Here is a 10,594-nt window from a genome sequence, read left to right on the forward strand (position 1 = left end):
ACGCGTCGCCCGTCGGTCACGTGCGCGTGAGCGCGTCCGCGGTGATCTCCTTCACCGACGTCAGCCCGCTGAGCCCGAGCGTCAGATCGAACTCGGCGATGATGTTCGCGACGGCGTCGCGGGCCCCCTCGCGGCCGCCCACCGCCAGCCCGTACAGGTGCGGGCGCCCGACGGTGACCGCGTCGGCGCCGAGGGCGAGCGCCTTGAACACGTCCGATCCGGTGCGGATTCCGCTGTCGAGCAGCACCGGTACCCGGCCGTCGACGGCGGGTGCGATGCCGACCAGGGCGTCGAGCGAGGCGATCGCGCCGTCCACCTGGCGGCCACCGTGGTTGGAGACGATGATGCCGTCGGCCCCGGCGTCGAGGGCGCGCCGGGCGTCGTCCGGATGGAGGATGCCCTTGAGCAGCACGGGAAGATCGGTGCGTTCGCGCAGCGACTCGATCTCCGTCCACGTCAGGGAGGGCCGGGAGTAGATGTCGAGGAAGGTCTCGACGGCGGCCCGGGGCTCGGGGGAGCGGAGGTTGTCGAGGAGGCGGCCGGGGTAGCGCCGGCTCATCGAGAGCAGTGTCCTGATCGCGCCGAGGGTCACCTCCACCTCGGGTCGTGCGCCGGCGGCGGCCGCGATGCGCTCGCGGACGATGCGCACGAACGTCGGGTCCGAGGTGTACTGGGCGATGCCCTCGCCGCGGGCGAACGGCAAGGATCCGAGGTTGAGGTCCTGGGGCCGCCAGCCCAGCAGGGTGGTGTCCAGGGTGACGACCACGGCGTCCGCGCCGATCGTCTTCGCGCGGGCGAGCAGGCTGTCGACGAGGTCGTCGTCGCTGCTCCAGTACAACTGGAACCAGCGCGGGGAGTCTCCCATCGCCGCGGCGCTCTCCTCCATCGGGGCGCAGCCCTGGTTGGAGAAGATGTAGGGCACGCCGAGTTCGGCCGCCGCGCCGGCGATCGCGACGTCGGCGTCGGGGTGCGCGAGCTCGGCGGCGCCGACCGGCGCCAGCAGGACCGGGGCGGGCAGGGTGCGGCCGAACAGCTCGACGCTCAGGTCCCGGCGGGAGACGTCGCGCAGCACGCGGGGGACGATCTTCCAGCGGTCGAAGGCCTCGCGGTTGGCGCGCATCGTCGCGCCCTCGCCGGCGCCCCCGGCGATGTAGGCCCAGCCGCGCCGGCTCGTCTTCCGTCGCGCCAGGCGTTCCAGGCCGGCGAAGTCGGTCGGCACCGCGGGGGTGCGCCCGAGCACTCCTGTCCGGTAGATGACGTTCTGGCGGGCACGGCCCGCGCCGGGCTGCGGCGCCACGGGTCCGTCGCTCATCGGCGATTCCTCACTGGTGCGTCGGGCGGGATCGTCTCGGACGCTACACGGAAGCGCCCACGCGCCGGGCCGAAGCGCCGGTCGTCCGGCGGAGACGGTGGACAGATCCCGATATACCCCCTAGGGTATGTAGTACCCCATGGGGTATGAACCTCGAACGACGGCACGATGCCCACCGGTGTGGGCCGAGGAGTGGACAATGAGGGAAATCGACATCGCTGCATTCGCCGACGAGTGGAAGTCCGGCGCGACCGTCGTGGACGTGCGCGAGGACTACGAATACGAGCAGGCGCACGTGCCCGGTGCCCAGTGGATCCCGCTCGGCGAACTCGCTTCCCGTCTCGCCGAGATCCCGGGGACCGACCTCGTCTACGTCATCTGCGCCTCCGGCAATCGCAGCCTGCGCGGCGCGGACATCGTGTCCGCGTCGGGGCGGTCCGCGGTCTCGGTCGCCGGCGGCACCAAGGGCTGGCTGCGCGCCGGTCACCCGGCCGAACAGGGCGGAACCCGATGAGCCTGCTCGAGAAGATCAAGGCGCGCTTCGCCAAGCCCTACGAGTCCGTCGGCGTCGGCCGGGCGCGCGAGTTGCTGGACGGCGGGGCGGTCCTCGTCGACGTGCGCTCCGCCGCCGAGTACCGGTCCGGGCACGCGCCCGTCGCGCAGCACTGCGAACTCTCCCAGGTTCCGACGAAGGCGGCGCGGATCGTGCGCAACCGGCCGGTGGTGTTCGTGTGCCACTCGGGCATGCGCTCCGCGAGCGCCGCGCGGATGTTCGCCCCGGCGGCGCAGGCGCCCGTCGCCTCGCTGCGCGGCGGCATGATCGCCTGGGAGCGGGCCGGCGAGCGGGTGGTCAAGGGCGGTCGCCGCTGAAGGAATCGCCGGGTCGACCGGCCCGAGGTCCGGGAATCGGCGCCGAGCCGGAATGTGGGCACGGGAATACCCCACCGGGTATGATGGGTTCATCTTCAGTATGAAGGGGCCGACCATGACAGTTAACACCGTGAATGCCGCAGAATCCACCACCCAGGTGCTCAACCGGCTGCGCCGCGCACAGGGCCAGCTCGCCGGCGTGATCTCCATGATCGAGAACGGGCGCGAATGCCGCGAGGTGGTCACCCAGCTCGCCGCGGTCTCGCGCGCCCTCGACCGGGCCGGATTCAAGATCGTCGCCACCCGGTTGCGGCAGTGTGTCCTCGACGAGCAGGACGACACCTGCGTCGACAAGCTGACCGAGGAGGAACTCGAGAAGCTCTTCCTCGCGCTCGCCTGACAACAGCGAACCACGAAGGAGCAGCATGACACTCGCTCTCGCCACCACGCTGCGCGCCCCGCTCGGCGACACCGTCGAGCGCACCCGCAAGGCGCTGAAGGACCAGGGCTTCGGGGTGCTCACCGAGATCGACATGCAGGCCACCCTGAAGACCAAGATCGACGTCGACATGGAGCCGTACGTCATCCTCGGGGCGTGCAACCCGCCGCTCGCACACCAGGCCGTATCGGTCAATCGGCAGATCGGGCTGCTGTTGCCGTGCAACGTCGTCGTCCGGCGCGATCCGGAGGACGCCGGCCTGGTGCACGTCGAGGCCATGAACCCGCAACTGATGGTGCAGGTGGCCGAGGATCCCGGGCTGCAGCCCGTCGCCGACGAGGCCGCCCGGCGGTTGCAGGCAGCGATCGACGCGCTGGGGAGCTGAGCCGTCACTCGAGAATGGGCGCCGAGATGTCTCTCGGCGCCCGTTCCCGTGTTCGTCCTGTCGCCCGTTCGTCCTGTCTCCCGCTCGTCACGGTCTCCCGTACGCCGCCCGGGCCTTCTCGCGCAGCAGGCGCACGGCGCGGGCCGGGTCGTCCGTGCCGTAGACGGCCGTGCCGGCCACGAAGCAGTCGGCGCCGGCCGCCGCGGCAGCCCCGATGGTGTCGAGGTTCACCCCGCCGTCGACCTCGATGAGCACGTCGAGTTCCCCCGCGTCGACCAGGCGTCGCGCCGCGCGCACCTTGTCGAGCATCTCGGGGATGAACCGTTGGCCGTTGAATCCCGGAGGCACGCTCATCACCAGGAGCGTGTCGAAGTGCGCGAGCGTGCCGATGTGCGGCTCGAGCGGGATCTGCGGCGCGAGCGCGAGACCGGCGCGGGCGCCGGCGTCGCGCAGGCGGCCGGCGAGAGCGACCGGGTCGCGGACGGCCTCGACGTGCACGGAGACGTTGTGCGCGCCCGCCTCCGCGTAGTCGACCGCCCACCGGTCGGGATCCTCGATCATCAGGTGGCAGTCGAGCGGCAGCGGGGTGTGCCGGGCGAGGGACCGCACGACCGGCACCCCGAAGGTGATGTTGGGGACGAAGTGTCCGTCCATCACGTCGACGTGCAGCCAGTCCGCGCCCCGATCGGATCCACCGGCCACGGCCCGCGCCTCGTCGGCCAGGCGCGCCAGGTCGCCCGAGGCCAGGCTGGGCGCGATCATCGGCTCGCGCCGCGGGCGGCGATCGGCCCGGTGACCAGCGCGGACGTCGGGGTCCATGCGACGACAGTACCCGCCTCGCGGTGCCGGCGAGGTGCACCGGATCGATCGTCAACCGGGCATTGACGACCATGAGTGCGTCAACCTATGGTTGACGAATGACGAACCCGGTACCCATGAGCAATCCCGTCCGGCTCGACGACCTCATCGATGCCATCAAGAAGGTGCATACCGACGCCCTGGAACAACTGACCGACGCGGTCCTCGCCGCCGAGCATCTCGGGGAGGTCGCCGACCATCTGATCGGCCACTTCGTCGACCAGGCCCGCCGCTCCGGCGCGTCCTGGACCGACATCGGGCGCAGCATGGGCGTCTCCAAGCAGGCGGCCCAGAAGCGCTTCGTGCCCAAGGGTTCTGCCGATCTCGATCCCGAACAAGGATTCAGCCGATTCACCGAACGCGCCCGTAACGTCGTCATGGCATCACAGAACGAGGCCCGGGCGGCCGGCAACGCCGAGATCACCTGCGAACATCTCGTCCTCGGTCTGCTGAGCGAGCCCGACGCCCTCGCGGTCCGCGCGCTCGTCGCGCAGGACGTCTCGCCGGACGCGGTCCGTCGCGCCGTGGTGGAGAAGCTCCCGCCGGCGGCCGGGGACGTGCCCGACCTGATCCCCTACGACGCGCGTGCGCGCAAGGCCCTGGAGCTGACGTTCCGGCAGGCACTTCGTCTCGGGCACAACTACATCGGCACCGAGCACATCCTCCTCGCCCTCCTCGAATACGAGGACGGAAACGGCGTCCTCACCGGTCTCGGCGTGGACAAGACGGCCGCCGAAGCGCACGTCGCCGCGGCCGTGGCCGCGGAGCAGGCCGCACACGCGGAGCGCGGAGACGCGGAATGAGCAGGCAGCGATCCGCTGTCCAGCCGACCCGTCGCTGAGAGGGCCTCATCCCGCAGGGCGAAACCGCCTCCCCGGTCCGCTCCTCGATCTACCGTTGAGTCGAGGCAGCCGAGAGGGGGAACGATGACCTACCCGCTCGTCGAGAAGTCCCGGGAACGTTCGGAAGCCGGGCGGCATTTCGTGATCGAGGACTACACGAAGACGCCGTCGCTCTGTCGTCGCGGTGTCTGGGTGGGGCGTCGGGTCGATTTTTCCGAAACCGTGCTGATGTCCTTCGAGCACGGCCAGGACGACCTGTCCGTCGGCTGGATCGTGAACGGCGCGGCGATATCGCCGGCAGGCTACTATGCGCCGTGCCAAGGAGCGCCGACGATCCGATACCGGTGTCCCGGAGACGGTAGGAACCTGCACACCATTTCGCTGATGAGCACGCCCGGCAGCGATCAGGACTGTGTGGACCTGCAGGTCGTGTTCACGCGTCCGCCGCAGTGGAATCCGCTCGAGTACGGTCCCTCGAAGAAGGTGTGCCTCCAGGGCCGGATCGTCGAATGGCCGTGGTTCCTTCTGCAGCAGGAACAGCAATGCTGGGAGCGGTTCCGGAACGTATTCGAGAAGTACGTGGTGGTACCCCGTCCGGTTCCCGCACCGCCCGGCCCGGTGGAACGGTGGATCGCGAGCCTTCGGGGCGACGAGGCCGCGACGGTACGGGCTGAACTGGACACTGTCGAGCAGTTGGATCACGCCCGGGACGGCGATTTTCTCGCAGAGATCCGTGCCGACCTCGCGGCGAGGTTCCTCCGGTGGGCGAACTCCGAGGACGGGCCGGGTGCCGTGGACCGCTCGCCGCCACGCAGCGATCCGGGTCGAGATTCCTCCTGAGCGAGAGGGCGGACCCGTGACCGAAAAGGCAACGCTCCGGCGACTGGCGGAGTGGGTGTTCGGCGGCGTCGTGCTCGTCGTCGACACGGTCTTCACGGTGATCCGTGTCGTCGTGTGGCGCTCGCGCTGGAAGCCGGCATTGACTGCCCTGCGCCGGTACAACAAGGTCGTCCTCAACCCGGTGATCTTGAAGAGGGGAGGGAAGACGGTCACAGCGGTGCATCACGTGGGTCGCACATCCGGAAGGCCATACGTGACCCCGGTGTGGGCGGAACGATCCGGACAGTCGTTTTTCATCCATCTGCCCTACGGCACCGACGTCGACTGGTGCCGCAACGTTCTGGCGGGCGGGGGCTGCGTCCTCGAGCGCGAGGGCGTGCGCTACGACGCCGTCGCTCCCGTGATCGTGCCGGCGGCGGAGGCGGAACCGCATCTGTCGTCGGCATCGAGGAGGATGCACCGACTGTTCGGCGTCGAGTCGTATCTACGGCTGGACATCGCCCCTGGCGTGCAGGCGGACTGATCGAGCGGCTGGAGCAGGGGCATCGCGCTGGTTCGCCCGCTTCCCGCGAGTGGCGGTCCGTAGAGAGCGGCTGCGGGTGAGCTCGACCAGCGGTCTCTTGTGCCCCCGGCAGGATTCGAACCTGCGACACCGGCTTTAGGAGAGCCGTGCTCTATCCCCTGAGCTACGAGGGCGGCGCGCGGTGGACCGGCGGTGCCGATTCGATGCGCGGTGTGAGTGTAGCCGGGATCGCGGCGCCGGTGTGAAACGGTCGCGGAACCAGCGGCACGGCGAGCGCCGCCGCCGCGCCGACGGCGATCCACGTGATGGTCCAGGCCTGGTCGGAGGCGTGCGAGGCGGACAGCAGGGGCCGGGGTGCGGAAACTCGACCCGTAGATCGCGGCGCCCGTGAGGGCGATCGCCGTTCCCGCCCGGTCGTGCACCCGAATGTCACACGCCGTCAATCCAACCGAACGCATGTGACATTCGGCCGGAGGTGCGGCAGGTGACCTGCGGCCGGTGACCTTCGGCCGGTGACCTTCGGTCGGAGGTGCGGCCAGTGACCCCGGGGGTGGGAACCGTCCCCCTCGGGGTGCGGTGTGCAGCCCGAAGAGCCCTGGAGTGCGGCCGTGGCGTGCCGGAGGGTGGATCCGCACGCCGAATCCTCGTCCCCGGGAGTACTCATGCCTCGCTCGATCTCGCGCACGATCCGCTTCGCCGCCGTGGCCGTCGCCGCCGTGGTGCCCGCCCTGGGTGCCGTCGCTCCGGCCGCCGCGGAGGACGAGTCTGCCCTGCAACAGCTTTCGCCCACAGCGGAGTGTCCGTTCGCCGCCGGGAGCACCGGGCAGTACACGACGGACGCGATGGGACCGTATGTGCAGTGCTTCCTTCCGTCGATCGAGTCGTGGATCGATGCCACGTACCAGGACATGCCGCATCCCACCGCCTACTACTCGGTGGCGGCGGGGAAGTCGGGGGAGGCGGCGCCCGGCTGCGCCTACGACGAGAACTCGCTGATGTACTGCGCGGCCGACCGCAGCCTCTACATCGGCGAGAAGGCGGCGATGGACCTCGTGAACGGCTACGGGGAGATCGCCATTGCCGCGGTGCTGAGCCACGAGGTGACGCATCACTTCCAGACGATGCTGGCACTGCCGGAGCCCGACCCGGCCGAACCCAACAGTGCCATCCCCTACGAGAACCAGGCCGATTGTGGATCGGGCGCCTTCGTCGCGTACTCCGAACGCGACCTCGGCGTCACGGTCGAGCAGACCGACCTGGCGTCGCTGGGCCGGGCGTTCGCCGCGGTGGGGGAGGACAAGGGGCCGGAGCGCACCCACGGCACCGCCGAGCAGCGCATCCAGGCATTCGACACCGGCTACCTCAGCCCGTCGCCCACCCCGTTGCTCTCGTGCGTCGACTACATCCCCGAGGCGCCCATCGCGTACATCGGCTGACGCGCCGGGCGCTCCGCTGTGATCACAATCACATAACTGCCGTCGTCTCCTCGCGGTTCTGTATGCGCGCGAGGCGGCGCCGGGAGCCGCCGGCCCCGGCGGACGTCCCAACCCCGCCCGCGCGCACCAGGAGGGTGTTTCCGCAGTTCACGCGGGTGGGGCAGGGCTGCATCCGGCCGGGCTGCCGCCGGGTCGCCGTCGGTACCCACCGCAGAAGTGTCCGAAACGTAACGCTGGCGCTGCCCTATATCGTTTTGTTACTTTGAGTCGCCAGAAACGGCCGGGGCACACCCGGCGCGCAACGGACGACGGATGAGGTAGCAACTGTGGGACGGCACCAGCGGGCAGGCGACGAAGCGACCACCTTCGAGATGGATCTGTCCGGTGCGTCCTCCGGCCGCGGCCGGCACCGCGTCGAGCCCACCGGTCCGTCGGCACCCGTGAAGGCCGCCACCGTGGCCGCCGCCACCGGCGCCTTCTTCGCCGTGGGTGCCCAGCTCGCCGCCGGCACGGCCAGTGCCGCGCCCGCCCCCGCCCAGACCGGCACCCTGCCGTTCGAGGTGCCGCAGGGCCTGCTGCCCGAGGGCTTCGAGCTCCCGCAGCTGCCCGGTGCGCCCGCCCCGGCCGACGAGCACGGCCACGAGCACGCCGCCGCTCCCGCCCTGCCGCCGGAGCTCGACACCCTGGTCGACCAGTTCGCCGCGGGCCAGGGCTGGCTGAACAACCTCAACCCCGCCAAGCCTGCCACCGTGCAGCCCGTCTCGGGCACGCTCACCTCGGACTTCGGCCCCCGCTGGGGCAGCCACCACGGCGGCATCGACATCGCCGCCCCGATCGGCACGCCGATCAAGTCCGCCGCCGACGGCACCGTCCTCGACGCGGGCGCCGCCTCCGGCTACGGCCAGTGGGTGCGCGTCCTCAACGACGACGGCACCACCGCCGTCTACGGCCACGTCGACACCTACCAGGTCAGTGCCGGCCAGCGGGTGACCGCCGGTCAGCAGATCGCCACCGTCGGCAACCGCGGCTGGTCCACCGGCCCGCACCTGCACTTCGAGGTGTGGGACCAGGCCGGCGGCAAGACCGACCCCAACGCCTGGCTCAGCACCCGCGGCGTCGTCGCCGACTGGGGCAGCTACCGCGCCGTCTGACGCTCACCCCCAACTGCGGTCGCTCGGCCGCTAGGCTGACGAATCATCACCTAGCGGGGGAGAGGGACACGGCTCCATGGGCACGCAGATCAAGGCTCGCTCCTTCACCCGCGCCGACCGGCGCGAGTTCCGCACCAAGGTGCAGGCCTGCCTCGCCGCCCTGGACCGGATGCTGCGCGACGGCGCCTTCACCGACGCGCGCGAACGGCCGGAGCCGCTGCTCGGCATGGAGATCGAGTTCAACCTCGTCCAGGACGACATGGAACCGGCCATGTGCAACCTCGAGGTCCTGCAGGCGATCGACGATCACGCCGTGTTCCAGACCGAGCTGGGCCAGTTCAACGTCGAGATGAACGTCGACCCCGGGCCGTTCGCCGGTGACGCCACCCTCGACATCGAGAACACCCTGCGCGAGTCGCTGCGCCGCGCCGACACGCGGATGCACCGGCAGGACGCCCAGCTCGTCATGATCGGCATGCTGCCCACGCTCGAGCTCGCCCACCTCGACCGGGAGCGCATCACCGCCAACCCGCGCTACGAGGCCCTCAACGAGCAGATCTTCGCCGCACGCGGGGAGGACATCGAGCTCGATCTCGACGGCGTGCCCCTCCCCGGCCGCGACGACGCCGAACAGCTGCGGGCCGACGCCAACTCGGTCGTGCCGGAGGCGGCCTGCACGTCGCTGCAACTGCACCTGCGGGTGGCCCCGGAGGACTTCGCCGACCACTGGAACGCCGCTCAGTGCCTGGCCGGGGTGCAGGTGGCGCTCGCCGCGAACTCCCCGTTCCTCGCCGGCAAGGTGCTGTGGCACGAGAGCCGGATCCCGCTGTTCGCGCAGGCCACCGACACTCGCACCCAGGAGCTGAAGAATCAGGGGGTGCGGCCGCGGGTGTGGTTCGGCGAGCGCTGGATCGACTCGGTGACCGACCTGTTCGAGGAGAACTCGCGGTACTTCCCGGCGCTGCTGCCCGAGGTGTCCGACGTCGATCCGATCGCCGAGTTCGATGCCGGCCGGACTCCGCAGCTGCGCGAGCTGCAGATGCACAACGGCACCATCTACCGCTGGAACCGGCCCGTCTACGACGTCGCCGACGAGCACCCGCACCTGCGGCTCGAGAACCGGGTGCTGCCGGCGGGCCCGACGGTGCTCGACATCATGGCCAACGCCGCGTTCTACTACGGGGCGCTGCGCGCCCTCGTCGACGCCGACGTGCCGCTGTGCCGGTTCATGAGCTTCGACGCGGCCCGCGAGAACCTCGGGATCGGGGCCAAGTACGGCCTCGACGCGCGGCTGTACTGGCCCGGCCTGGGCTGGGTGGGCGCCGACGAACTCGTGCTGCGCCGGCTGCTGCCGATGGCGGACGCGGGCCTGACCGCCTTCGGACTGTCGCAGCAGGCGCGGGACCGGTACCTGGGCATCATCGAAGGCCGGTGCCTGAACCGGCAGACCGGGGCGGCGTGGCAGCGGGCGCAGGTCGTCGAACGGGAGGACGCCGGCGCCGACCGGCGCACCGCCCTGCACGGAATGATGCGTGACTACATCCGGAACATGCTGGGCGGCAAGCCCGTTCACGAGTGGCCGCTCGGCACGGCATGATCACAACCGGACGGTGCGGGTCACCGTGACCGCGGGGGTGACCACGGCCCGGTTCTCCGGAGCGGTGTATCCCGGGACGACGGTGAGGTCGTCGGTGACGTCGGCGACGTGCAGTACCACCGCGCCGTCGCGCGGGGCGACGGTCAGCCGCACCTCGATGCCCTCGGCCGGGGTCCCGGAGAACAGGAACCCGAACGACGCGGCCGGCGCGGCGCTCCGCCCGGCCACCACCGCCTCCCGCACCGCCGCGGACGTCCCGTCCACCCACAGCCCGATCGTCGGCGCCCCGCGCGGCGACGTCAGCCGCAGGGTCAGCGTCCGTTCGTCGCCGTCGGTGACGT

At 70.7% G+C, this 10,594-nt stretch carries 12 protein-coding genes, 1 tRNA gene and 1 pseudogene; 10 read left to right on the forward strand and 4 right to left on the reverse strand.

What is annotated here, in order from left to right; genetic code table 11:
• Positions 1 to 16: 16 nt before the first annotated feature.
• The gene (locus CQZ88_RS09640) at positions 17 to 1,312 is read right to left on the reverse strand and encodes a lactate 2-monooxygenase (RefSeq protein ID WP_102799648.1); all 1,296 of its coding nucleotides are present in this window, start codon (positions 1,310 to 1,312) and stop codon (positions 17 to 19) included.
• A gap of 199 nt (positions 1,313 to 1,511) precedes the next feature.
• Here CQZ88_RS09640 and CQZ88_RS09645 point away from each other — a divergent pair, with 199 nt between their 5' ends.
• The 4 genes from CQZ88_RS09645 (at position 1,512) to CQZ88_RS09660 (ending at position 3,006) form a co-directional block, all read left to right on the forward strand.
• On the forward strand, positions 1,512 to 1,826 hold the full coding sequence (locus CQZ88_RS09645) for a rhodanese-like domain-containing protein (protein ID WP_006930266.1): 315 nt from the start codon (positions 1,512 to 1,514) through the stop codon (positions 1,824 to 1,826).
• Complete coding sequence (locus tag CQZ88_RS09650) at positions 1,823 to 2,182, forward strand: rhodanese-like domain-containing protein (RefSeq protein WP_006930269.1); 360 nt, start codon at positions 1,823 to 1,825, stop codon at positions 2,180 to 2,182. The genes CQZ88_RS09645 and CQZ88_RS09650 overlap by 4 nt, the downstream gene beginning before the upstream one ends.
• Before the next feature lie 115 nt (positions 2,183 to 2,297).
• Complete coding sequence (locus CQZ88_RS09655; protein WP_037201469.1) at positions 2,298 to 2,582, forward strand: metal-sensitive transcriptional regulator; 285 nt, start codon at positions 2,298 to 2,300, stop codon at positions 2,580 to 2,582.
• Between the two features lie 25 nt (positions 2,583 to 2,607).
• Positions 2,608 to 3,006 (forward strand): DUF302 domain-containing protein, encoded by a 399-nt coding sequence (locus tag CQZ88_RS09660; protein ID WP_029541934.1) that lies wholly within the window; start codon positions 2,608 to 2,610, stop codon positions 3,004 to 3,006.
• Positions 3,007 to 3,093: 87 nt separating this feature from the next.
• On the opposite strand, the gene rpe is transcribed toward CQZ88_RS09660, so the two are convergent.
• Complete coding sequence (rpe, locus tag CQZ88_RS09665; RefSeq protein ID WP_029541935.1) at positions 3,094 to 3,825, reverse strand: ribulose-phosphate 3-epimerase; 732 nt, start codon at positions 3,823 to 3,825, stop codon at positions 3,094 to 3,096.
• Between the two features lie 98 nt (positions 3,826 to 3,923).
• Here rpe and CQZ88_RS09670 point away from each other — a divergent pair, with 98 nt between their 5' ends.
• The 3 genes from CQZ88_RS09670 (at position 3,924) to CQZ88_RS09680 (ending at position 6,069) form a co-directional block, all read left to right on the forward strand.
• Positions 3,924 to 4,667 carry a Clp protease N-terminal domain-containing protein gene (locus tag CQZ88_RS09670; protein WP_029541936.1) on the forward strand — a complete coding sequence of 248 codons (744 nt, stop codon included), beginning with the start codon at positions 3,924 to 3,926 and terminating at the stop codon, positions 4,665 to 4,667.
• A gap of 123 nt (positions 4,668 to 4,790) precedes the next feature.
• Positions 4,791 to 5,546, forward strand: coding sequence for a hypothetical protein (locus tag CQZ88_RS09675; protein WP_043797739.1), 756 nt, complete (start codon positions 4,791 to 4,793; stop codon positions 5,544 to 5,546).
• A 16-nt stretch (positions 5,547 to 5,562) separates the two neighbouring features.
• Positions 5,563 to 6,069 (forward strand): hypothetical protein, encoded by a 507-nt coding sequence (locus CQZ88_RS09680; protein ID WP_043797736.1) that lies wholly within the window; start codon positions 5,563 to 5,565, stop codon positions 6,067 to 6,069.
• Between the two features lie 100 nt (positions 6,070 to 6,169).
• On the opposite strand, the gene CQZ88_RS09685 is transcribed toward CQZ88_RS09680, so the two are convergent.
• Positions 6,170 to 6,242, reverse strand: a tRNA-Arg gene (locus CQZ88_RS09685).
• A gap of 489 nt (positions 6,243 to 6,731) precedes the next feature.
• Here CQZ88_RS09685 and CQZ88_RS09690 point away from each other — a divergent pair.
• From CQZ88_RS09690 to CQZ88_RS09700, 3 genes are all read left to right on the forward strand, one after another.
• Positions 6,732 to 7,505: a neutral zinc metallopeptidase gene (locus CQZ88_RS09690; RefSeq protein WP_029541939.1), complete on the forward strand. Its 774-nt coding sequence runs from the start codon at positions 6,732 to 6,734 to the stop codon at positions 7,503 to 7,505.
• A 326-nt stretch (positions 7,506 to 7,831) separates the two neighbouring features.
• Positions 7,832 to 8,656, forward strand: coding sequence for a M23 family metallopeptidase (locus tag CQZ88_RS09695; protein WP_029541940.1), 825 nt, complete (start codon positions 7,832 to 7,834; stop codon positions 8,654 to 8,656).
• Between the two features lie 76 nt (positions 8,657 to 8,732).
• Positions 8,733 to 10,253, forward strand: a complete 1,521-nt coding sequence (locus CQZ88_RS09700) for a glutamate-cysteine ligase family protein (protein ID WP_102799649.1) — start codon at positions 8,733 to 8,735, stop codon at positions 10,251 to 10,253.
• On the opposite strand, the pseudogene CQZ88_RS09705 reads toward CQZ88_RS09700, so the two are convergent.
• Positions 10,254 to 10,594: pseudogene (locus CQZ88_RS09705) on the reverse strand (peptidase M28); the annotation flags it as partial.

Source organism: Rhodococcus sp. ENV425 (assembly GCF_002887785.1).
Classification (GTDB): domain Bacteria; phylum Actinomycetota; class Actinomycetes; order Mycobacteriales; family Mycobacteriaceae; genus Rhodococcus; species Rhodococcus aetherivorans.

Bases quoted from the DNA above. Each gene is read 5' to 3' on its own strand.
- CQZ88_RS09640 (WP_102799648.1), bottom strand. From the start codon at position 1,312: ATGAGCGACGGACCCGTGGCGCCGCAGCCCGGCGCGGGCCGTGCCCGC.
- CQZ88_RS09645 (WP_006930266.1), top strand. From the start codon at position 1,512: ATGAGGGAAATCGACATCGCTGCATTCGCCGACGAGTGGAAGTCCGGC.
- CQZ88_RS09650 (WP_006930269.1), top strand. From the start codon at position 1,823: ATGAGCCTGCTCGAGAAGATCAAGGCGCGCTTCGCCAAGCCCTACGAG.
- CQZ88_RS09655 (WP_037201469.1), top strand. From the start codon at position 2,298: ATGACAGTTAACACCGTGAATGCCGCAGAATCCACCACCCAGGTGCTC.
- CQZ88_RS09660 (WP_029541934.1), top strand. From the start codon at position 2,608: ATGACACTCGCTCTCGCCACCACGCTGCGCGCCCCGCTCGGCGACACC.
- rpe (WP_029541935.1), bottom strand. From the start codon at position 3,825: ATGGACCCCGACGTCCGCGCTGGTCACCGGGCCGATCGCCGCCCGCGG.
- CQZ88_RS09670 (WP_029541936.1), top strand. From the start codon at position 3,924: ATGACGAACCCGGTACCCATGAGCAATCCCGTCCGGCTCGACGACCTC.
- CQZ88_RS09675 (WP_043797739.1), top strand. From the start codon at position 4,791: ATGACCTACCCGCTCGTCGAGAAGTCCCGGGAACGTTCGGAAGCCGGG.
- CQZ88_RS09690 (WP_029541939.1), top strand. From the start codon at position 6,732: ATGCCTCGCTCGATCTCGCGCACGATCCGCTTCGCCGCCGTGGCCGTC.
- CQZ88_RS09700 (WP_102799649.1), top strand. From the start codon at position 8,733: ATGGGCACGCAGATCAAGGCTCGCTCCTTCACCCGCGCCGACCGGCGC.